The organism is Niallia sp. FSL W8-1348, from assembly GCF_038006745.1.
GTDB classification, from domain to species: domain Bacteria; phylum Bacillota; class Bacilli; order Bacillales; family Cytobacillaceae; genus Niallia; species Niallia alba.
In genome coordinates this window covers 1,291,978-1,314,682 of the sequence record NZ_JBBOVV010000001.1, presented here as the reverse complement: position 1 = coordinate 1,314,682, position 22,705 = coordinate 1,291,978, and the positions used below count along the sequence as shown (strand labels likewise).

Annotated in this window: 18 protein-coding genes; 16 read left to right on the top strand and 2 right to left on the bottom strand. The window is 37.4% G+C overall.

What is annotated here, in order from left to right; genetic code table 11:
* Window positions 1–561 precede the first annotated feature (561 nt).
* Window positions 562–1,677 carry an IS4 family transposase gene (locus NST60_RS06180; protein WP_100525938.1) on the bottom strand — a complete coding sequence of 372 codons (1,116 nt, stop codon included), beginning with the start codon at window positions 1,675–1,677 and terminating at the stop codon, window positions 562–564.
* 283 nt (window positions 1,678–1,960) lie between these two features.
* On the opposite strand from NST60_RS06180, the gene NST60_RS06175 reads away from it, so the two are divergent.
* On the top strand, window positions 1,961–2,671 hold the full coding sequence (locus tag NST60_RS06175) for a GNAT family N-acetyltransferase (RefSeq protein ID WP_169187995.1): 711 nt from the start codon (window positions 1,961–1,963) through the stop codon (window positions 2,669–2,671).
* A 336-nt stretch (window positions 2,672–3,007) separates the two neighbouring features.
* On the opposite strand, the gene NST60_RS06170 is transcribed toward NST60_RS06175, so the two are convergent.
* Complete coding sequence (locus tag NST60_RS06170) at window positions 3,008–3,313, bottom strand: hypothetical protein (RefSeq protein ID WP_341098398.1); 306 nt, start codon at window positions 3,311–3,313, stop codon at window positions 3,008–3,010.
* A gap of 352 nt (window positions 3,314–3,665) precedes the next feature.
* Between NST60_RS06170 and NST60_RS06165 the strand changes: the two genes are divergently transcribed.
* The 15 genes from NST60_RS06165 (at window position 3,666) to hutU (ending at window position 22,702) form a co-directional block, all read left to right on the top strand.
* Window positions 3,666–3,911: a hypothetical protein gene (locus NST60_RS06165; protein ID WP_169187996.1), complete on the top strand. Its 246-nt coding sequence runs from the start codon at window positions 3,666–3,668 to the stop codon at window positions 3,909–3,911.
* Window positions 3,911–5,260 (top strand): tripartite tricarboxylate transporter permease, encoded by a 1,350-nt coding sequence (locus tag NST60_RS06160; RefSeq protein WP_169187997.1) that lies wholly within the window; start codon window positions 3,911–3,913, stop codon window positions 5,258–5,260. Before NST60_RS06165 ends, NST60_RS06160 begins: the two co-directional genes overlap by 1 nt.
* A 63-nt stretch (window positions 5,261–5,323) precedes the next feature.
* Window positions 5,324–6,274: a mevalonate kinase gene (gene mvk, locus NST60_RS06155; protein WP_224427461.1), complete on the top strand. Its 951-nt coding sequence runs from the start codon at window positions 5,324–5,326 to the stop codon at window positions 6,272–6,274.
* A 23-nt stretch (window positions 6,275–6,297) separates the two neighbouring features.
* Window positions 6,298–7,278, top strand: coding sequence for a diphosphomevalonate decarboxylase (mvaD, locus tag NST60_RS06150; RefSeq protein WP_224427462.1), 981 nt, complete (start codon window positions 6,298–6,300; stop codon window positions 7,276–7,278).
* A 60-nt stretch (window positions 7,279–7,338) separates the two neighbouring features.
* Window positions 7,339–8,415, top strand: coding sequence for a phosphomevalonate kinase (locus tag NST60_RS06145; RefSeq protein ID WP_341098395.1), 1,077 nt, complete (start codon window positions 7,339–7,341; stop codon window positions 8,413–8,415).
* Window positions 8,416–8,430: 15 nt separating this feature from the next.
* Window positions 8,431–9,450 carry a type 2 isopentenyl-diphosphate Delta-isomerase gene (fni, locus tag NST60_RS06140; protein ID WP_341098394.1) on the top strand — a complete coding sequence of 340 codons (1,020 nt, stop codon included), beginning with the start codon at window positions 8,431–8,433 and terminating at the stop codon, window positions 9,448–9,450.
* A 273-nt stretch (window positions 9,451–9,723) separates the two neighbouring features.
* Window positions 9,724–10,689: a tRNA dihydrouridine synthase gene (locus NST60_RS06135; RefSeq protein WP_341098392.1), complete on the top strand. Its 966-nt coding sequence runs from the start codon at window positions 9,724–9,726 to the stop codon at window positions 10,687–10,689.
* Between the two features lie 232 nt (window positions 10,690–10,921).
* Window positions 10,922–12,199: a DUF2399 domain-containing protein gene (locus NST60_RS06130; protein ID WP_341098391.1), complete on the top strand. Its 1,278-nt coding sequence runs from the start codon at window positions 10,922–10,924 to the stop codon at window positions 12,197–12,199.
* A complete protein-coding gene (locus NST60_RS06125; protein WP_445304390.1) occupies window positions 12,175–13,584 on the top strand; it encodes a hypothetical protein in 1,410 nt (469 codons plus the stop codon). The genes NST60_RS06130 and NST60_RS06125 overlap by 25 nt, the downstream gene beginning before the upstream one ends.
* The gene (locus tag NST60_RS06120) at window positions 13,544–14,251 is read left to right on the top strand and encodes a hypothetical protein (protein ID WP_016204147.1); all 708 of its coding nucleotides are present in this window, start codon (window positions 13,544–13,546) and stop codon (window positions 14,249–14,251) included. The genes NST60_RS06125 and NST60_RS06120 overlap by 41 nt, the downstream gene beginning before the upstream one ends.
* Complete coding sequence (locus tag NST60_RS06115; RefSeq protein ID WP_341098390.1) at window positions 14,232–17,447, top strand: AAA family ATPase; 3,216 nt, start codon at window positions 14,232–14,234, stop codon at window positions 17,445–17,447. The genes NST60_RS06120 and NST60_RS06115 overlap by 20 nt, the downstream gene beginning before the upstream one ends.
* A gap of 466 nt (window positions 17,448–17,913) precedes the next feature.
* Complete coding sequence (locus tag NST60_RS06110) at window positions 17,914–18,567, top strand: ZinT/AdcA family metal-binding protein (protein ID WP_016204148.1); 654 nt, start codon at window positions 17,914–17,916, stop codon at window positions 18,565–18,567.
* Entirely contained in the window at window positions 18,564–18,959 is a 396-nt protein-coding gene (locus NST60_RS06105) for a metal ABC transporter solute-binding protein, Zn/Mn family (protein WP_016204149.1), read from the top strand. Before NST60_RS06110 ends, NST60_RS06105 begins: the two co-directional genes overlap by 4 nt.
* Window positions 18,960–19,423: 464 nt before the next feature.
* Entirely contained in the window at window positions 19,424–20,929 is a 1,506-nt protein-coding gene (gene hutH, locus NST60_RS06100; RefSeq protein WP_341098388.1) for a histidine ammonia-lyase, read from the top strand.
* Between the two features lie 102 nt (window positions 20,930–21,031).
* Window positions 21,032–22,702: a urocanate hydratase gene (hutU, locus tag NST60_RS06095; protein ID WP_341098387.1), complete on the top strand. Its 1,671-nt coding sequence runs from the start codon at window positions 21,032–21,034 to the stop codon at window positions 22,700–22,702.
* Window positions 22,703–22,705: the final 3 nt, after the last annotated feature.

Genomic DNA, 22,705 nt, shown 5'->3' with positions numbered 1-22,705 from the left:
TTGCTGCTTGACACCATTTTTTTCCCTTACTCCCCATGCGCAAAGGAAAGAATTTAAATTAACTTAAAAGTAAATTAGCTATAGTATGTAGATAAGCAGTTGGTGACAAAAGATGAAAACATCAATAATCAGTATCTGGTAATCTAGATTAGCCTTTCATTTTTTTCTTCATCAGCTCATTACCAAATGGACTTATTATTTAACAACGGGGATTAACATGCAACAAATATAAAACGCTAACTTCTAAAGAGCTAAAATAATTTTACGAGAGACTTAGGCACAACCCGTCAAAATCGTTAGTGAGAAATTTAAAATCTATTAATTGTGTATTGGAAATCATGTTATAGGGTTTGAATTTTCTCAGTCTATAATTGTTGGGATATTCTAATAGCATCACATATTAATAAAAAAAACACTAGTGTTGCATAAATTTTGTTAGAATATTCAGTTTAAATATGTCCCCTGTTAAGAGCCAAAAAAGTAAATACCCAACTAAAGGTGGATCCATCCATTTGGAAATTTTTTTACAATTAGACTTAAGAGACGACGACAATTTGTTTATTAAGGAATGGTTTTTCCTTCAATCTTTCGAAGCCAAATATGTGCTGGTTTCCACAAAGCTGCCCGTAAATATCGGCTAATTTGTAGGGTTTTTCGTTTACTTTTTGTCTCGATTTGTGCGAGAACATGCAGGCAAAAAACAATAAGTGCGATAAACACTTGATTCTGAATTGCCCATTCGCTTTGGCCGTAAAACTTTTTGATATGGAGATGTTGTTTAATCCATTTGAAAAATAACTCAATCGCCCAGCGTGATTTATACATCTTTGAGATTTCTTCAGCACTTAAATCAAAACGATTTGTGATTAAATGAAGCTCATTTCCTTTTGAATCAATCACTTTTAGAAGACGAAAGTAATTTTCGGCACGGTTTTGCGTCGTACCAATCAACACCATTTGATCCGACAAAACAGATGTATTCTCGGGTAGTTTAAAATCGTAAACCTCCCGTATGACTGCGTTTTTTCGCAGCCTAGAAAGGAAAAAGTAGCCGTCATCTGTCATCCGATCAAAGCGTTCGTAGTCTAAGTAACCACGGTCAAACACATACATACATTCCTTGTCATCAACCATTACTTCAAGCTGACCGCGGTCATGTTCTTTGGCCGTTGTCATAATGGCCTTTTCGGGATAGGATATACCTTTTTCCATAAACACAAGGCGTAAGTGCAATTTAACACCCGCTTTTGTTTTGCGGAATTTTGCCCATTTATGATTAGTCAAATTGAGAGGCAATGTGCTTGAATCAATGATTTTTAATGGCATCACAAGTTTCGTGTTGTGCGTTTTGGCATGAATTTGTGAAACTAAATCAAGGAAAAGCTTTTGGAATAAGTCTGGATTCATGCCATTTAAACGGCGTGAGAGTTGGGAAATACTGATAGAATCAAGATCAATGCCCTTTTGCAGTTGATCATCGAAAAGACAATCGCTCAGCGCATGCAGACTTTCGACTTCTTCTAGCTGCGCAAAAAGTAATAATTTTAGAAATGACTCTGTCGTTAGTTTTTTCGTATAGAAATCTAATTTCAACGTTTTCACGTTTTCTTCAAATAATTGAAGATTTATTGGTGAAAACCATTGTCCAAATGAAGTTTTTCGTGTAATCTTGTCCATGCGATAGTCCTTTTTAGTGGATTTGGACGGGTTACCACCTAACTTATCCATTATAAAGGACTTTTTCTTTGCATAAAATGATAAAATTGAACATTTCAAGTATTTTTAATAGTTAAATTAAATTAACGCAACACTAGTGATTTTTAATAGTTAAATTAAATTAACGCAACACTAGTGTAAAAAAAATATAAAATAATTACAATGGGACAAGGAGACTGTCTCCCTAGTCCCTTACTTTGCTATAATTATGTCATCAAATATGATATTCGGAGTGTAAAAATAAATGAAAAAGAATAGATTCAAGCATGATGATTTTGAAGATGATACAAACGATGAATTTTATTTTATAGCTGGTCACACGGATGGTGGTGCAACATTTGGACTTCATTGGGAAGATATTATCCCAGAAGAATTGAATTTCAGACCAGCTATCAAAAAAGATGCAGAAGAAGTTGTAGAGCTAATTCATCTTGCAATTGGAGATATCGCTGAGCAGTTAACCGGTCAAACGAAGGTGGAAAATATTCATGCGACTCTTGCAAAATTTTTTCGTGAAGAAAACAATCGTCTTAGCTATCAAAATGTGATAGTTGCGGATATTTTTGACGAGATAACTGGAATTATCGTAACTTATTCTGGAACAGATGCTTACCAATTGGACAAGCCTCTACTTGAACGTTTAAGAAGAAAAACAAGGAATCAGAACATTAACTTTGATCAAGAGGCGGATATTGGAGATTTATATATTGACACGATTTCTGTCTCACCAAAGTTTCAGGGCTATGGAATTGGGTCGAAATTGCTGAGAAAGGCTGAAGAATTAGCGTTACAGAAAGGATATGAGCGAATATCCCTCAATGTCGCCAAGGATAATCCCGATGCAAAAAAGTTATACACTCGTAGGGGATATCAAGAAGTTAAAGAGATACAGATTAATGGTCATACTTATGACTATATGGTGCATACATTGAATTTTCATGCTAGTAGGGATTAATTTATGCTGTTTCATCCACTGTCTATTTCGGCGATTTTACAAAGGAGAGCATCTTCTTAAATTAGGAACCAATAAAGCAAGAGCGATTGAGTGATTCAAGCGGAAGCGAACATTGATGTGGAACGCGATAAGTAAGGATAATTTAATATACTAAATAAACTTATAGAGTCATATTAGAAAAAATTCAATTGTTAGATGGGTAAACGTTTTAATTAATTTATGATAATAGGACAAATGGAATGAAACGGAATAGTCAAAGGTTTAGAAGATTGTAAAGAAATGATATCTCAAAACTATTAAAGTTTCAGTGGACAAGAAATCTGTCCCCTGGTCCCTTTAGTATCCTGGATAATAAGGATTCGAATATGGATACGGGGATGGATAAGGATATGCATACGGGTAAGGAGCAGGTACTGGATAAGGAGCTGGTGTTGCCGCCGCGCCAAGTGCTAATCCTGTAAGAGTACCTAATGCAAACCCTCCTCCTGGATAATTTCCACCTTGATGAGACCAGTTTCCACCATGTCCCCAATTTGGATGTCCGCCTCCATGTTGATGCCAATTAGTGTGACCACCATGGCCTCTTGATGGATGACCTCCACCGCCATGATGTGACCTCATACCTGTTTGATTAAAATTCATTATTGTTTTGGGCCCCTTTCCTTTAAAATTTCTATATCATATGCCTATCCTATCCAAATGGATATAATATAGTTGGTAAAAAAACAACCTCACCCGTAGTTAGGGAATGGGATATTTTCCAAATAGTATTTCAAAGTCGGTGGCACCATTTTTTTGTGACACCATTTTAAATGAAAGTAGGGGTTATGCCTTTACAAATTTGTGGTATAACAACCATGAAAACATATTTTATTTTTCAGAATTCAATTGAGAATCGTTTTCACCAAATGGGATTTAGTGTATAATCTTCCTGGGGAAGTAGAACCTATCAGTATGCTCATTTCTGATCATTAAATACAAGGAGTTTGATTGTATGGATAATAAAAAGAAGCAAGATGCAAACGATAATATTGAGGTCTGGGAGGATCTTGTTCAAATAAAGGATTTGGTTATGGCACTAGTTATTTGTAGTATAACGACTATGGGTGCCTATTTTATCGCGCCAAATGAAGCGCCAAAGCCATTGTTTTTTGGCCTTGCTGGTGCACTTATTGGGTTTATCATTTGCAGTTTTATTATTAAGCCAAAAAGAAACTTTAAGGGAACAGGAGAAAAATAATGGACATCGTATTAATTATAGAGATGATTGCTGCTGCCGTTTTAGCAGCTGTTTTATATACAATAATCGGCGTTGCGCCAGGGACAGATGAAACGGCTGTTTTAGCACCGGTGACGTTAGCGATCGTATTGGCAGGGGTAGAGCCAATTGTAGTTTTAACCTTCTTTATTTCTGCGATTGTGGCCAATAAAGTAACAGATTCGATTCCGGTTGCTCTCGCTGGTATTCCTGGCGGGGTGATGGCGACTCCGATGGTGGAGCATGCACTCGTGTTAAAAAAACATGGCATGCCTGATATCAGTATTCGCAAAATGGCATCCGGTTCTGTCATCGGGACGCTCGTTTCGGTTCCCGTAAGTTTACTGATGGCACAAGCTTTAATCCCATTTTCTGATGTCATCAAAGAATACGCAAATCCTCTCTTTTTCATTGGTGCCGTTTTACTTGCATTAATGACAAAAAATAAGTTGTTAGCACTTGTATCGATTTTTCCGTTTGCTCTATTAATTGAAGGCTTGCGCTATCTTTATTGGGGAATTGGCGTTGTACCAGAGGGAACGAATGTCTTCACTTCTTTCTTCTTAGGAATCACAATCGGTCCCGTCATTCTGACCTTGTTTGAACTTTTACATAAAGAAAAACGAGATAGTATGCCAAGATTTCCGAAGAAAACCATTGATTTTGCGCAAACGAATCCCATTAAAGGATTCCCCAGTCCCTTTAAACTATTGACAAAACAGGAAACTGGATCGAGTATGCTTGCTAGTTTTATTGGCTCGATTACCTTTATTATGAGCCCTGTTGGCATGACTATTTTCCTTGGAGAACTTTTTTCAAGCAGGGTCAAAGATCCGGTGAAAAAAGCTTCTGTAGCTATCGCGTCTATGGAGGGGCTGACTAATGCTACCTATATTTCTGGAACCTTGATTCCGTTAATTGCACTCGGTATCCCATTGTCTCCAATGGCGATTGGTCCAGCAAATGCACTTTTTAATGCACCGCCAGTGTTTACAACAGAGCATAATCTGCATCACCTCTTATCGAATGCAGACTTTGTCTGGGCAACTCTCATTGGTGCAACGATTGCCCTTGCGATCACGTATTTTGTTACCGTAAAATATGCCCACAAAATCTGTGCTTTTGTGTTCCGGTGGGTTCCCCACGAAGCAATCCTAGGACTATTTTTTGGACTTGTGCTATTATTAGCTTTTATGGACGCTGGTTTTATCAATATTATCGGTGTTCTAGTCATTGGGTTATTTGCTGGTATGCTTCATCGATGGGGCGTGAATTATGGCGTACAGTTTATGATCCTTTATTCAGCGCCATGGATTATTACTTGGTTTTAAAAATTAGACAAGAGATATTCATCTAGATGAACATCCAATATTTCTATGAAAGTGGGGATATCGATGCTTGAAACTCCACAAAAAGTTGCGGTAGGCCGAGCACATAGTAAATTGATTTTAATTGGAGAACACTCGGTTGTTTACGGACAACCGGCAATTGCTTTTCCATTTAAACAAATAGAAGTAAAAGTAACAGTGAAAAATATCGGGGGAAATACGATACATATCGAAAGTCCCTTTTATCAAGGGCCGATAGAACAGATTCCTGAAAAGATGGAGGGAATTGGTGATTGTGTCATCCAAACATTAAAGGTTCTTGAGCAACGTTCTTCAGGATTAAAAATTCAAATTGCATCCTCGATTCCAATTGGACGGGGATTAGGTTCAAGTGCAGCGATTGCGATTGCACTTGTTCGCGGTCTTTTTGCCTTTTTTAATCAAAAGCCCAAGCATAGTCAACTGATGACATTGGTGGAGTGTGCGGAAAAATTTGCTCACGGAACGCCAAGTGGAATTGATATGATGGCGGCATCTAGCGCCAATCCAATTTGGTTTCAAAAACAACAAGAGGTTGAAAGTGTGAAAATAGGTGCTCCCTTTCATTTGGTCGTAGCAGATAGCGGCAGGGTTGGCGATACTTATTCAGCAGTTAAATCGATTCGTGATAAGTACGAAATGAAACCAGAAAAAATCGAGGAATCCATTACACTACTTGGCAAATGGACGGAAGAGGTTCGTTTAGGACTAGCAGTTGGTGATTATCAAAAGGTTGGCGAAAAATTAAACCTAGCACACCATCATTTAGCCTTGTTAGGTGTCAGTGATGAAGGATTAGATCATCTCGTCGATACGGCTCGAACTTCTGGAGCAATAGGCGCGAAATTAACAGGTGGTGGCCGTGGTGGTTGTATTTTGGCGCTAGTAGAAAATGAGACTATCGGCAAAAAGGTTGAGGAAGCCTTGATAGAAGCTGGTGCTGCTCGAACATGGCAATACACGATAGCTAAATGCTAATTATAAAATGAGGAGTGTGGTTAATGGAAGCGATCGCTCGAGCTCACACGAATATTGCATTAATAAAATATTGGGGAAAACGTGATTCCAAATTGTTTTTACCCATGAACAGTAGTTTATCCATTACATTGGATCATTTTTATACAGAAACAAAGGTACAGTTTTCTGATCAGTTTGAGAAGGATTCCCTCGTATTAGATGGAAATCAAGTTTCAGAGCATGAGCTAGTAAAAATAACAGCGTTTCTAAATCATGTACGTAATCTTGCAGGTACCAATACCTTTGCAAAGGTGACATCGGTGAATCATGTGCCAACAGCTGCTGGATTTGCTTCTTCGGCTTCTGGATATGCGGCATTAGCAGCAGCAGCAAGCAAAGCATTACAATTAGATTTAACAGGTACAGAGCTTTCTGCTTTAGCTCGTCAAGGTTCTGGTTCTGCTTCTCGCTCTATTTTTGGAGGATTTGTGGAATGGCAAAAAGGAGAGAGGACGGATGGAACGGATTCGTTTGCGACACAAATCATAGACGAAAAAGCGTGGGATGTGAGTGTTCTATCTGTTGTGGTGGAAGCTGGTCCTAAGTCTGTTTCGAGCAGAGATGGTATGCAACGGACAGTAGATACATCGCCATTCTATGATGGCTGGTTAGCTACTATCGAAGAGGATTTAATACAGATTAAGGAAGCAATTAGCACTCGTGACTTTACGAAGCTAGGGGAAACTGCTGAAGCGAATGCCATGAAAATGCACGCTACAATGCTAGGAGCAAAGCCACCATTTTTATATTGGCAAAGTGCAACGTTCGACGTTATGCAAAAGGTCATGGAATTGCGCCAACATGGCTTAGAAGCTTATTTCACCATTGATGCAGGTCCAAATGTAAAAGTGCTTTGTGAACCTAAGAATGAACAGATGATAAAAGATAAGCTAGCTGATTTACCTTCTGTTCGTGATGTGATTGTATGTCATCCAGGACCTGGGATTCAGTATTTATCTGAATAGAATGGATAATAGCAAAAAAGATAACTGTTTAAATTAGCACTTTAAAGGGAGTGAGTCTGGATGCACGAAATCAAAGTTCCAGGGAAACTTTTTATTGCTGGGGAATACGCCGTATTGGAACCAGGCTATCCAGCAATTGTGGTAGCAGTTGATAGGTATATTACAGCGAGAGTGGCAACTAGTGAACGACAGACTCTTTCTTTGCCACAGTTAGGTCTTCCTAATGTCGCTTGTCGGTTTGAACAAGGGCAAGTCGTTTTTGAAGAGACAGATGCAAGATTGGATTTTATAAAAAATACATCTGATGTGGTCCATCAATATTTACGGGAAAGGTTGATTGAAACCAAGCCTTTTTCCCTTACGATAACGAGTGAATTGGATGATGCAGATTCTGGCCGAAAATACGGATTGGGTTCAAGTGCAGCCGTAGTTGTCGCCGTTGTAACCTCTATTTTAACGTTATATAGAGATTGCTTGTCTGTTTCTAAAACCCTTATTTTTAAACTTGCTGCAATTGCTCATTATCAGACACAGGGGAGCGGTTCCTGTGCAGATGTGGCAGCATCGACCTATGGCGGTTGGCTCCACTATACAGCGTTTAAAGCGAGCTGGTTAAAAGAAAAGATTATGGAGCAAGGATCTATTTCTCCATTGTTGGAAGAGACATGGCCATATTTACAGATCGAGCAGCTAGAAGCCCCTGAGGAATTAGTACTTGCTGTCGGCTGGACAGGTAGTTCTGCCAAAACAGCTTCTTTGATAAAAAAGATCGAGCCACTTAAAAATCAAAATTCCCCTATTTATGGAGAGTTTTTACGTAAAAGCCGTGATGCAGTTTCAACTATGGTAGAAGGCTTTAGACATAACGATATGGAGTTAGTGATGGCAGGCCTAGCCGCTAATCGGTCAGCATTGCTAGCGTTAAGTCAAGAGACTGGCGGAGCAATTGAAACGATTCATTTAGAAAAATTGATTGCAATTGCTAATCGCTACGGAGCCGGGAAATCGTCTGGAGCTGGTGGCGGTGATTGTGGAATTGCTTTTACAAGTACAGACATGCTTGAACGATTACATAAAGAATGGCAGGAGGCTGGTATTGTTCCTTTAGGTATCCACCCTGCAACCAAATATAATTAGACTGGAGTTTGGAGAATGACTGATTCAATTGACAAAAGAAAAGCCCAGCACATTGAGTTGGTTTTAAATGAGAAAGTAACAGGTGATAACATATCGACTGGTCTTGAGAAGTATCGTTTTTTACATAATGCCTTGCCGGAAATTGATTTTGATGAGATTACATTAGACACGGAGTTTCTAGGTAAAAAGATGAAGACGCCTTTCTTGGTAAGCTCGATGACTGGTGGTGCTGCAATGGCAGAGACGATTAATCGAAACCTTGCAATTGCTGCCGAGGAGCGTGGATGGGCATTTGCCTTAGGTTCCACAAGAGCACTCATTGAAAATGAAAAATACCGAGAATCTTTTCAAATCCGAAAATATGCCCCAACCATTCCAATCATCGCCAATTTAGGTGCGGTGCAGTTTAATTATGGATTTGGAATCGACCAGTGTAAACAAATCATTGAAATGACAGAAGCAGATATGCTCGTTCTCCATTTGAATAGCATTCAAGAAATTATTCAACAAGAAGGAGATCGTAATTTTAAAGATCTATTAGGGAAAATCGAGCAAGTATGTACACAGCTAGATATTCCTGTTGGTGCAAAAGAGGTTGGCTTTGGAATTGATGGCACCATCGCGAAAAAACTGACTGACGTTGGCATCTCCTTTATTGATGTCGCTGGAGCAGGCGGTACATCATGGAGCCAAGTGGAAAAACTACGCTCCAAAGAGAAAATCAAGAAAATAGCAGCCGAAGCTTTTACTAGCTGGGGGATTCCAACTGCCGAATGTATTGTTTCCGTTAACGAAGCGATTGGCAAACCAATCATTGCTAGTGGCGGAATAAAAAATGGAATGGATGCTGCTAAGGCAATCGCGCTTGGATCAGATATGGTTGGCTTTGCCCGTTCCATTCTAAAAGAAGCGACAGAATCACCAGAGGATCTGATTGAAGTTTTTGAAACTCGAGAGCTCGAATTGCAGATGACCATGTTTGGAATTGGCGCGGCAACTATTGACGAGCTGAAGGGGACAGATAGGATTAAGTAGGGAAGCAGAGGGACGGTTCTTTTGCTTCCTTTTTGGCTGTTTTTTATACTATATTAAATGTACACTTAATACTTTTTAGCATATAGAGTAGAGGCTTAGGTCTCAGGTAAGAACCACATCTAAAGTTTTCCTATATCTAATAGAATGTTAAAATTTTCTTTAGTTTGATAAAAGGTACTGAAAAATGGTATAAGTGTAAAAGAATCAAGAAATATGTACTTATTAGGGACAAGGGGTCTGTCCCCCTGTCCCTTTGAAAGGATTTGAATAGATATGACAGAAAATTTTTGGCGTGACTTGCCTCGGCCATTTTTTGTGCTTGCACCTATGGAGGATGTGACGGATGTTGTTTTTCGCCATGTGGTGAGTAAAGCAGGTAGACCGGATGTGTTTTTTACTGAGTTTACAAATACGGAGAGCTATTGTCATCCAGAGGGTAAACAAAGTGTCCGTGGACGACTAACTTTTACAGAAGATGAACAGCCAATGGTTGCACATATATGGGGAGACAAGCCTGAATATTTCCGCCAAATGAGTATTGGTATGGCGGAGCTTGGATTTAAGGGGATTGACCTCAATATGGGCTGTCCTGTCCCAAATGTGGCAGCTAAAGGAAAGGGAAGTGGGCTAATCCTACGTCCAGAAGTCGCTGCAGAATTAATCCAAGCTGCAAAAGCGGGGGGATTACCGGTAAGTGTGAAGACAAGACTTGGTTACACGGAGCTTGATGAGTGGCAGGATTGGCTAACACATATATTAGAACAAGATATTGCCAATCTTTCTATTCATTTGCGTACGAGAAAAGAAATGAGCCAAGTGGATGCCCATTGGGAGCTAATTCCAGAAATTAAGAAGCTGCGTGATCGTATCGCACCAAATACCCTTTTGACAATCAATGGGGATATTCCTGACCGTCAAACTGGCTTGAAGCTAGCTGAACAGTATGGCGTTGACGGGATTATGATTGGTCGTGGAATTTTCAAAAATCCATTTGCCTTTGAAAAAGAACCGAGAGAGCATAGCAGTAAGGAATATTTGGATCTCTTACGATTGCAGCTGGATCTCCATGATAAATATTCAAGTGAATTAGAGCCACGTCCATTCCAAGCTCTTCATCGCTTTTTTAAGATATATGTAAAAGGATTTAGAGGGGCGAGTGAATTGAGAAATCAATTGATGAGTACGAAGTCGACGGATGAAGTGCGTGCGATGCTTGATGGATTTGAGATTATTGAGTGAGATTAGGGGATAGTAGACTAAAGTGATTCTCCAAATATATAGGCTAATATTAAATGGGTATGTGTGTTTTGTATAAAACTCACACACCCATTTTTTGCATTGTCTGAAACTTGTAAGTCAGCGTTTCTAAAAATATTAATAGTCCATATTACATAAATTGTTAATTCTTTAATAGAAAGTAAATCCTTGCTCTATGATAAAATAAAAGTACCGTTAGAGGGGGACAAAAGTTTTGATAAATAATGTATGGAAAGATTATTTATATAAATATATTTTATTGAAAAACGAGGAGCTTAATTTACTGGACATTAGAGAAAATAATGGAATTTTAGATATTCCTGTGATAAAAAAGACTACTCGAACTAGAAGGACTGTTGCGATTTTGACGGTGGGGATTAATAATCAAATTATCCCACCTGAACATTTGGTGAATGTGTTTGCAAGCCCAAAGGTTAAGAAACAATTTGTCTTTACAGATGAAATTTATGAATTTATTCGTAATGCATGGATTATTAGAGAGTATCGCTTGGCAAAAGACGAACGAACTGTGAAAAGTGAACAGTTTCGCATGGGATTGTCTTTATTCCAATATAAAAAACAAATGGAGGATGAACAAGAAACAATGAGAACTGAATCCATTGTCGAATGGGAAAATCAATGGATTAAAATAAAGAATTCTTCTTCCGCACCTAATCTTGAACGGATAGAAAAGCTTAATAGATTAAAAGATATATTAGATGAAATCGTAGTGGCAAATAAAATTAACAGTATTAATTCTAATTGGAGATTTCAAAAAAAACTTTTATTTTTACACTTTTTAGTAGCTTTTTATCAAATTTCAATGGTTGAGCATCATTTTGATTGGAAGCAAATTGGAGCAAGGTATTATAGGAAAATAGGAGGTTCTAAGGAATTTGATTCATATAAAAAAGAATTTATTGAGGTTGCCGAAGAGTTACTTGAGTATCCATTACATTTACTTGGACTAAGTAGTTTAGGTACAATTACTCCCATCTATTTTACTGGACCAATGCAAGGTGATAGTGCTTCTTATAATTATGGAGCAATTCATGCAACTACTGATTTAGCTGTTTTTACCGAGGAGTTTAAAACGGAAGCCGAGGTATTGTGGTTAGTTGAAAATAGAGCGATTGTAACACGGATGGGTTATGAAAGGGACTTTTTAATAGATTCAAACAGTTTTATATTAGGAATTGATGGCCAGTTAAGGTCTGCACATCGACGATTAATTGAACAGCTTGCTTCTACTGTTAAACAAGTGATTATTTGGACAGATGTTGATGAAGCAGGACTCTTCATTGCTAAAGATGTAGGGGAAACGGTACGAAAATATCAGGTAATAACTAAATGGATTGTTCCGCCATTAGAAGTAGTACTAAATATTGAAGAGTTTCAATCACGGTATGAAAGAGCAATAGAGGTTAAGAAAGAAGAACAGGAGCAGGAGATTGGAGGAGTAATACTTTGGAAAAAATGGATCAATCCTTAATTTCTATTTTTAACATGGATATGGAGAAACCAGAGCTACTCCAAACAATGCGGGATATGGCTGCTTTAGCTGGTGTATTGAATGAATTAAGTGATAAAGAATCATTTCAGGCCCCAAAGAATGTATTACGCTTTATACGCATACTTAATCTCATTAATCAAGAAGCACTTGGGATCACTGATCGAATTGAAAATGAGGACACACTCTTTTACCGGTATCGTCACATATATGGATACGATGAAGAGATGACTATTGAATATGTGAAGCACTTAATCTATATATTAGGGAAATTTAATTGGATAACGAAGACAGCAAAGCGCATTAAGATGCGCGATTTAGGAAAAAGAATGATGGATGTATTAATTCGATTGGCAAATGATTCACTTGCTTATTATATGAATGACGAAGTTGCCAGATCCTTGTTTCAAGCAAAAAGAGATGCAGAAATTAGTGAAGCTTATGATGACAAAGGTATTTCTGGAGGAAATAAATTAGCTAGTATGATCAAGAATGTAGAAGAAGCAATTTTATTACTAAAGGAAAGAGAACTAGAATATTTAGCTGATCGAAATGCGTTATCACAAGTAGAAGTAATTCATCAACTGATGAAAGAATTGGAAATGAAAATGGTGGAACGTCTAGCTAAATTTGAGACATTGGATCAGGAATTAGTATTTGCATCTATCAAACAGAGAGGTATGACAGCTATAAGTGAAGGAACCAAGATTAGCCTTGGGACCATTAATAAAATCCTGAAGTTTGCACATATACAAGAGACTAATTTTATTGAAACGATACAACCAGATTTACTAAGAAATTTTATCGTGCAATCTTTTGATCCGCCGATTGGTTCAGATATTCCAAATGCTCATCAAATTCTTAGTTTTATGGAACAGGGACAGTATGAGGACGAAAATATGGAGGGTCTTTGGGTACCGATTAAATTCGCTAGTCCATTATCTTCGACAGCTATTTTTGAAGGTATAGACTATATTGAGAATTATGAACCTATTACAGATGAAATTGAAGAAAAGATGGATGCAGATTTTCAAGAGATTGAAGAAATCATGGAGGAGAAGTTAGAAGAAGTAATGGGTGATTCAAAATGGCAAATGACGAAGCAAATGATTCATACCGAGCATATTGAAAAATACCTGGATGGGGTAGAAGAAGCTGGATTAGATGAGTTAGTAATACATGCTGGGTCTGAAAAATGGAGTGACGTATTAAATGGTTTAATCGGAGTATCTGCACTGGTGGCAAATAAAAAGGCAGATATTGATGAAAAAGCAAACCGAAAATTACTAGGGAATATGGAAAAAAGAGATTGGAGGTGGACAGATGATGAACAAGGAAGCTATGGAATTAGAAAACGAGGCAAATGAATCTATTAACAATAATCCCTTGTATGCATTACAGTCTCTACAAGGATTTTTGACTAAAGAAGAAGAGCTTACTTTTATGCAAATTTTATTTTCCTCTTCTGCTACGATTCGACAGGGGAACTTCGGTCTTTCTCGCAAAGAGGTGGAGAAATTACTTGGGGCAAATGATGAAGAAGCGTTTTTTTCTTTTTTAAAGCGAGTTAATCAAGCAGTTAGTCGGTATTTCAAAATTGTTTATGATGAACGAAGAAATCAGGTAGTGGTGTTGATGCGTGTTCCTGCAAAACAAGCAAGAAATGTGTTAAATAAAGAGAGTTTGGCTATTCTTATGTTTATTTTTTATCATCAAGAAGTGCTTCAAAATGAATACACATTATTTTCTCAATTGATCAATAGCTTCGGTCATGAGTCCTTACAGGTAACAAGAAAAATTCAAGCTAATTTAGATCCCTTAAAAAAAATCGGTGCAATCGAAATTTATAATACCAACTCGGATGAAGAGGCTTACCAATTAACAACTATTGGTGCCCATCTTTTTTCTGATTCATTTTTACGAAGATATGCAGAGTTCAGTCAATCTAATCAGCTTCATATGGAGGATGTTCTTCGATTCTTTAAACGTTACAACATGAATGGAGGTTTACTAAATGATACCTTGGAGGATTAGATTTTCAGGAATTCGAGATTATATTCCAACTGTAATGGATTTATCTGGGGAACTCGATCATATTCTTATCTCTGGACCAAACGGAGCAGGTAAATCAACCGTAACATTTTGTATTGGTGGGGCTCTTTATTCCAGTAAAGTAGACGTGGAAGGACTTAAGTCTAATAATCTGCCTTCTGATCATACCTGGAGAGCAAAAATTGATTTACTATTTAAAAACGAAGGGAGAATTAAGGTTGATGCCCCTCTTTATGTTCAATTCCGTTTGGAAATTGAACAAAAACCTGGAGAGCCAATAAAAAGAGAGTTCTATATTGAAGAGGGAGACGATATTGACAAATGGGAGCGAACCACGAAATTCACTAGTGGTGGCAATTTGAATTTTTCGGAATATAAAAATCAAGTACTCTATAAGTATGCTGTCGATCCTGATGCTTTTTATTTGATTTGGTATCAAAAAGAAGTAAATCAGTTCGCAGTTATGCATCCAGAAGAACGTTTTCGAATCTTTAGTGAGATGAACGGTATTGATAAAATCCAGAAAAACTGGGAAGAAAGTAAGGAGCTTGTTAAGGAAACGGAACAAAGCTTAAAAGAAGCAGAAAGCAAACAAGGTCTCAATAAAATGCATTTAAAGCAAAAGAAAATGGAACTTGATAGGTATCGTGATCGTAACCGGCGACGTGAAGAAGGCTTTAACCAATATTTTAGAGGATTAAAATGGTTGGGAGCATATTATCTAAATCAAATCGACTCTTTGAAATTTCAAATTGAGGACTTATTAGAAGATAAAAAGGAAAAGATAGATACCAATCAGAAGATGAGAATTCATTTCGTTGAGAAAAAAGAAGAACTCGAACAGTTCAGAATGCTACTTGACCAGCTTGAAAATCAAGATAATGAATTTAGAATAGAAGTAAAAGAAATCAATGAACAGCTAAAAGAGACTAATGAAAAAATAAACTCTATTTCCGACCAGATTTCTGAGATCACGAAACAAGTTGACCGGATTGGTATGTCAGAAGAGGATGTATTAGTAAAATTAAGGGAAGCAGAGAAGAAATATAAAGAGATAGATGATTCTATTAAATCAATGGTTACAGAGGCGCAAAATTTATGGAATTACCTAAACGACTTAACTTCAAAAAAAGTAAAACTGTCTTTAGAAATTAAACAGGATAAAGCGCAGGAAAGAAAATTCAAAGATTTGATAGAAACTTATAAAAGCAGTAATGCAATTCAAGCGGAAATGGAAAAAAACAATCGTGATATAGAATTAAATAAAGATAAATTACGAGAGTTGAATGAAAAGGAACAAAAGATTGAAAAAGAGCTACCCCTTTTAAAAAATAATAAAGTATATAATCCTCGTCAAGAGCAGTCCATCCGATTTTTCGAAAAAAATCAAATTGATGTTTTCCCGTTACGAGAACTTGTGGAATTAGATGAGACAGCTAGCCAGCAAGATGAATATTTATTCGACACGATTAAATATACTATATTCGTTAATAAAAAAGTATTTCAAGCACCTAATGATCTATATCATGTTTCTTTACCCGACTTAGTCCCAGATAAAACATTGATACATTTACCTGACAAACATTTAAAGGTTAAAGATCATCTAGATGACTATCTTTATCCATATGCAATAAAAGCGCTTTGGTGGGTAGAATCATTTTTTAAAGAAGAGAAACCTTTAATCCTTAATGGCCAACTTATAGATAATAAGGGGATTCGAGGACCACAAGAGGGAAAAAGAATTATTTTAAGTGAAAAAGTACTGAAATTTCACCAAGTTAAATTAGAGGAAGAGTTAACTCAAATAAAGAAAGGAAAGCTTCAATTGGAAAAGGAAATACAGGAGCTTTACAATCGAAACTCTATCTTATTTAGCAGGAGAGAGTCACTTAAAGAGGCTGAAGCATTTTTAACGAAAGAAAATGAAAGAGAATGGAGGCAAAGTCAGTTTAAAAAGGTAAGCCAAGAGAAAGAAGCTATAGAGAATCAGTATCATATGATTCAAGATGAATTAAATAAACAAAGAACGTCTTACGCTCAATGGGGACAAGCTGTGTCAAAGCATCGAGAATATTTAGATATCTACCAACGTTTTCGGAAAGAACAAGCAAAAATAATGGAAGTGCAAAGATTAAATAGTCTGTTAGTTGAGCTTAATCAAAATAAAATAGATAAAAACAATCAATTAGATGAGGTTTCGGATACGCTAGATACAAAACGTCGTGAAGAAAAACAGCTATTTAGGAAACTAGAAGATTTAGAAACAGATCTTAGTTATCAAGAACGAGAAATCGAACAAATTGAAAGGCAAATAAAAGTAAAATCAGAAGAGCGTGTATCAAACGAAGAGGGATATTCTCGTACAAGAAAAGAAGTACAAAAGCTTCAAGAAATCGTGGGAGATTTAGTGGATAAGTTCTATGATGAGATGGAGCATTTCTCTGAGGTGACAAAATCTCAGGCAGAGGAATTACGTAATAATGGGAAAGTAACCTTTGAATTTGCGATAACTGAAACGGGCATAGATGAAGCAGCCCCAGAGAACTATGCAAAAATGAAAGAAGAATATGATCGGTCAGAAAATGAAGTGAAAAAATCAAAAATCTTATTAGAAGAATATTCAGAACGAATGGAACAATTTAAAGAGGATTTAGAAGATACGATCAATATGAAAATCATCGGTGTGAATCAGAAATTTATTAACTATATGTCTTTATTTGGTTTTGAAGGAAAAATTGACTGGGATATGAATACCGATCGACGCGGACAAATTCGATATACTCTATTTATTAAAGCAAGAAAAGAAGGACATCGTGGAAAGTTAGAAGATGTAAGTGTTAAAGCACGTGGTGGGAAAGTTGGGAAAGGAGTCTCTGGTGGAGAGGAGTCACTCAGTTCTTTATTGTTTGCGCTAGCATTATTACAAACAATCGAAGCATCACCTGGCTACATTGTACTAGATGAATTTGATAGTGCACTTGATGAAGGAAGAAAGGAAAAAGTGTTTGGATTATATGAACAAGAATTACAACGGAAAATGATTATCCTTACTCCAAAATCTCATGAAGAGGAATATTTATATCGTTTCTCTAAAGCTTATGTTGTTCACCACAATCCAAATATACCCAAAAGCACAGTGTTTAAAGTGAAACGAGTTAGGGATAAAGTGACTGATTAATTGTACCGGTAGGACGGATAATGTCTCTATTTTTATCAAATAGAGATAGGTAACCAGTTACAATACAAGTAAGTTATAAAATTGCTTAAGAAATAAAGATTGTTCATCAAAGTTGAAAGTTTAGACACTACAATTTCAAGGATTAAGTAAAGTCACAATTTAAATCGTCTCTACAATTAAAGTAGAGGCTTTTTTACGTTATTTTATAAGTAATGAGCACTTCAGGCCAATATGAAATAACTATGTAAGTAAAAAGAAAATTGATTTTAATAATAGGTAGTCAGCCGAAATGAAGCAAAATAAAAATAAGGATGCAAACAGTATTTTCTTTATTAGGATGCCTCTTTTAATAAAAACTATCAATGTAAATACCCAAAAACCCTTGACATAAAAGAGAAGTAAATGTCAGTTTATAAAACGTAATGATTACGATTTTCAAAAAAATACATAGAGAAGAGGGGAAAAAATGAAAAGACTGTTATTTGGCTTTTCGTGCTTATTATTAGTTAGTTTGTTCTTAACCGCATGTCAAGGAACAGAAGATGAGAAAGAAGATAAAAAAGGAGAAGAAGCATCAGAGCAACAAGCTCCAGAAAGTATTAAAATGGAAGGAATTGCTGATCACTATCATACGGGAGACAAAATGGAGTTAACTGCCGTTTTGGATGAAGAAACAGACGCTGATCATTGGCATTGGTATAGTAGGGAAAATGCCAATGATGAATGGGCAGTTGTTTCGGGACAAGAAACAGAAACATTTACTGGTGAAGCAACAGTTAATGGCTTAGAAATAAAGGCAGTCTTATTCGATCAGGATGATAAGGCTATTGCCCAATCCGCACCTGCTCAAATCGTAATTGATGATCATCATGGACATGATGAAGCAAGCAAGAAAATATATCAAGGGTATTTTGAAGATAGTCAAGTAAAGAATCGTGAATTGTCTGATTGGGAAGGCGACTGGCAGTCTGTTTATCCATATCTTTTATCTGGAGATTTAGATGAAGTGTTTGCACATAAAGCAGAAAATGGAGATATGACGAAAGAAAAATACATGCTTTCATTAAAGCAGATCCAGATGGAAAAGACATTTATGAAAAAAATGCAGAAGCTTTTATGAAAGAACTTCAATTATTAGATGAAGAATATCAAGCGGCTTTAAAAGATGCCAAGAATCGTGTTTTTGTCGTACAACACCAAGCATTTGGATACATTGCGAAGCGATATAACTTAGAGCAGATTGCCATTGGCGGCTTATCTACAGAAGTAGAACCGAGCGCAGCGCGTATGGCAGAGATCGGAAATCTTGTAAAAGAGCATAATGTCCCAGTTATCTATTATCAACATGGAGCCAACTCTGCAATCGCCAAAACGGTTGCTGCTGAAACAGGGACAGAGACAGCTATTTTGTATGATTTAGAGGTTTTGTCTAGCGAGTTACAAGAAAAGGATTTAGGATATGTGGATGCGATGCGTGATAACTTAAAAGCATTACAGCTAAGTGTTCAATAATTGCACCTAAAAAAACGTCTCCATGTAGAGGCGTTTTTTTAGATATTTAAGACTATTAAATTATGTTAATCCGTTTACGGAGGATAAAATTATGTGCCTAAATGAAAGAGTACTTTACATAATAGTAAATACTCCAAGAAAGTGAATTTTAACTAGAAAATCTTAAGGAATTAATAAAATATTTTAATATGAAAAGTAAGTTATGGAATGTAAGACCTTAAACGACTATATATTATCTTAATGAATATTATTTTTGAAATTATCTCACACAAAGGAAGTCTAGAAAAATAGGGATGTAATTTCACTGCAAAAACTAATGAAATCCTATATATCAAAATAATATAAAAGCAATAGAGCAATAACAATAAATACCCGTTTACTTAATGAAATTCATATTATTAACATATTTTACTTCTCAAAGGAATTCTTCTAATGATTAAACGATATACAAAGGAGGAACCTTCATGATTACCTTAACTGGCAGCAAACTAACCCTATCCCAACTAAAAAAAATCCTCTATACCAGCGAACCCGTCCAAGCCTCAAAGGAAAGCCTAACCAAAGTAAAAAACAGCCGAAAAGCTGTTGAAGAAATCGTAAACCAAGAAAAAACGGTCTATGGTATTAACACCGGTTTCGGCAAACTTAGTGATGTCCGCATTGATAAAAATGATGTAGAAACATTGCAGCTTAATTTAATTCATTCCCATGCCTGTGGAGTAGGCGAACCTTTTCCAGAAGTGGTTTCAAGAGCCATGCTTCTTCTGCGCGCAAATGCCTTGCTTAAAGGTTATTCAGGAGTTCGTCCCCTCATTATTGATAGATTACTAATACTTCTAAATAAAGCAATCCATCCGGTTATCCCCCAGCAAGGATCACTTGGTGCAAGCGGAGATCTTGCACCTTTATCTCATCTTGCCTTGACACTTCTCGGTGAAGGAGAAGTATTTTACAAAGGAACAAGAATTCCTGCTCAACAAGCTTTACAAGCGGAGGGTTTAGAACCAATCAAGCTTTCTGCTAAAGAAGGTTTAGCGCTTATCAATGGAACACAAGCAATGACTGCTATGGGTGCTGTTGCTTACTTAGAAGCGGAGAAGCTAGCCTATCAATCGGAACAAATTGCCGCAGTTACGATGGAAGGACTAAGGGGAATTATTGATGCATTCGATGATGACGTGCACCAAGCAAGAGGATATCAAGAACAAATAGATGTCGCTCAGCGAATGCGCGCATATCTTGCTGGTAGTAAGCTAATAACGGTACAAGGGGAACTACGTGTTCAGGATGCTTATTCGCTTCGTTGTATTCCCCAAGTGCATGGTGCCACTTGGCAAACATTGCAATATGTTAAAGACAAACTAGAGATAGAGATTAATGCAGCGACAGATAATCCACTGATTTTTGACGATGGCAAAAAAATCATTTCTGGTGGTAATTTTCATGGACAGCCGATTGCACTTGCAATGGACTTTTTGGGGATTGCGATGGCGGAACTGGCTAATATTTCAGAGCGACGGATTGAACGATTAGTTAATCCGCAGTTAAATGATTTACCGCCATTTTTAAGCTCGAAGCCAGGTTTGCAATCTGGGGCGATGATTATGCAGTATGTTGCAGCTTCGCTTGTTTCGGAAAATAAAACACTTGCTCATCCTGCTAGTGTCGATTCAATTCCGTCTTCAGCAAATCAGGAGGATCATGTCAGCATGGGGACGATTGGTGCAAGGCATGCGTATCAAATCATTCAACATACCCGACAAGTGCTGGCAATTGAATTGATTTGTGCATCACAGGCTGCAGAAATTCGTGGCAAGGAAAAGATGGCAGCTTTTACGCAAAGGTTAGTAGAACAAGTCAGAAAGTATGTTGCATCAATAGAGGAGGACCGTATTTTTTCGAACGATATGGAGAAGTTAAGCAAGGCATTAAAAAAATCATTTGAAATAGATTCAGAGGGAAAAAGCTAGAATCATTGAAGAAAGAAATAAGAGCATAGAAAAATTAACTTCCACAACACAGAATTACTAGATATTAAAACAAGAAAATTTGCATTTAAGGGGCTGATACATGTGACAAAAATAAATAGACAAGTAGAACAATATACAGGGACTACACTACACACGAAAAATTGGATTCAAGAAGCAGCATTACGGATGTTAAACAATAACTTGAACCCAGAAGTAGCAGAAAATCCTGATCAATTAGTGGTTTATGGCGGCATAGGAAAAGCAGCCCGTAATTGGGAATGTTATGAAGCGATTGTCCATGAATTAATGCAATTGGAAAATGATGAAACACTCCTTATCCAGTCAGGAAAGCCGGTAGCTGTATTTAAAACACATAAAGACGCACCGAAAGTATTAATTGCCAATTCCAATCTCGTTCCCGCATGGGCCAATTGGGATCACTTTAATGAATTAGATAAAAAGGGTTTGATGATGTACGGCCAGATGACTGCAGGAAGTTGGATTTACATCGGTAGTCAAGGAATTGTCCAAGGTACATATGAAACTTTTGCAGAATGTGCCCGCCAACATTTCGGTAGTTCGCTTAAAGGAACCATTACATTGACGGCTGGTCTTGGTGGAATGGGTGGTGCCCAGCCGCTAGCAGTAACCTTAAATGAAGGCGTCTGTATTGCGGTAGAAGTGGACCAACATCGCATCGACCGTAGATTAGAAACGAAGTATTTGGATACCTCTACAGCTAGCTTAGATGAAGCAATTCGGTTGGCGAAGGAAGCAAAGCAAGAAGGTCGCCCCCTTTCCATTGGATTACTTGGAAATGCTGCCGAAATTTTACCGCAAATGATTGAAATGGGATTTATCCCAGATGTACTGACAGATCAAACTTCTTCCCATGATCCACTAAACGGCTATGTGCCAGCAAACATGACACTTACTGAAGCGGCAGAGCTAAGAGTTTCCAACCCAAATGCTATCGCAGATTTAGCGAAAAAAAGTATTGCAACACATGTACAGGCGATGTTAGAGATGCAAGCAAAAGGAGCAGTAACCTTTGACTATGGGAACAACATTAGACAGGTTGCCAAAGATGAAGGCGTAGCGAATGCTTTCGATTTTCCTGGCTTTGTTCCTGCATATATTCGCCCCCAATTTTGTGAAGGAAAAGGACCATTCCGTTGGGTCGCATTATCTGGAGATCCAGAAGATATTTATAAAACAGACGAGGTCATTTTAAGGGAATTTAGCGATAACGAATCTTTATGTAAGTGGATTAAAATGGCACAGGATAAAATTCGTTTTCAAGGTTTGCCATCTCGGATTTGCTGGCTTGGTTATGGAGAACGAGCAAGGTTTGGAAAGCTTATTAATGACATGGTTGCAAATGGAGAATTAAAAGCACCAATCGTTATTGGGCGTGACCATTTAGACTCTGGCTCTGTTGCATCGCCAAACCGTGAGACAGAGGGTATGAAGGATGGCAGTGATGCAGTAGCGGATTGGCCGATTCTAAATGCACTAATCAATAGTGTTGGTGGTGCTAGTTGGGTGAGTGTTCACCATGGTGGGGGTGTTGGGATGGGCTACTCCCTACATGCAGGCATGGTCATTGTTGCCGATGGAACAAAGGATGCAGAAAAACGTTTAGAGCGCGTATTGACCACAGACCCAGGGATGGGGGTAGTGAGGCATGTGGATGCAGGATACGAGGCAGCCGTAAAGACAGCTAAAGAAAAAGGGATTCATATTCCGATGTTAAAAGATGCGGAGGTGTAAAGC

Excerpts from the sequence above, each read along its gene's own strand:
- NST60_RS06180 (WP_100525938.1), bottom strand. The coding sequence starts at position 1,677 with ATGGACAAGATTACACGAAAAACTTCATTTGGACAATGGTTTTCACCA.
- NST60_RS06175 (WP_169187995.1), top strand. The coding sequence starts at position 1,961 with ATGAAAAAGAATAGATTCAAGCATGATGATTTTGAAGATGATACAAAC.
- NST60_RS06170 (WP_341098398.1), bottom strand. The coding sequence starts at position 3,313 with ATGAATTTTAATCAAACAGGTATGAGGTCACATCATGGCGGTGGAGGT.
- NST60_RS06165 (WP_169187996.1), top strand. The coding sequence starts at position 3,666 with ATGGATAATAAAAAGAAGCAAGATGCAAACGATAATATTGAGGTCTGG.
- NST60_RS06160 (WP_169187997.1), top strand. The coding sequence starts at position 3,911 with ATGGACATCGTATTAATTATAGAGATGATTGCTGCTGCCGTTTTAGCA.
- mvk (WP_224427461.1), top strand. The coding sequence starts at position 5,324 with ATGCTTGAAACTCCACAAAAAGTTGCGGTAGGCCGAGCACATAGTAAA.
- mvaD (WP_224427462.1), top strand. The coding sequence starts at position 6,298 with ATGGAAGCGATCGCTCGAGCTCACACGAATATTGCATTAATAAAATAT.
- NST60_RS06145 (WP_341098395.1), top strand. The coding sequence starts at position 7,339 with ATGCACGAAATCAAAGTTCCAGGGAAACTTTTTATTGCTGGGGAATAC.
- fni (WP_341098394.1), top strand. The coding sequence starts at position 8,431 with ATGACTGATTCAATTGACAAAAGAAAAGCCCAGCACATTGAGTTGGTT.
- NST60_RS06135 (WP_341098392.1), top strand. The coding sequence starts at position 9,724 with ATGACAGAAAATTTTTGGCGTGACTTGCCTCGGCCATTTTTTGTGCTT.
- NST60_RS06120 (WP_016204147.1), top strand. The coding sequence starts at position 13,544 with ATGAACAAGGAAGCTATGGAATTAGAAAACGAGGCAAATGAATCTATT.
- NST60_RS06115 (WP_341098390.1), top strand. The coding sequence starts at position 14,232 with ATGATACCTTGGAGGATTAGATTTTCAGGAATTCGAGATTATATTCCA.
- NST60_RS06110 (WP_016204148.1), top strand. The coding sequence starts at position 17,914 with ATGAAAAGACTGTTATTTGGCTTTTCGTGCTTATTATTAGTTAGTTTG.
- NST60_RS06105 (WP_016204149.1), top strand. The coding sequence starts at position 18,564 with ATGAAAGAACTTCAATTATTAGATGAAGAATATCAAGCGGCTTTAAAA.
- hutH (WP_341098388.1), top strand. The coding sequence starts at position 19,424 with ATGATTACCTTAACTGGCAGCAAACTAACCCTATCCCAACTAAAAAAA.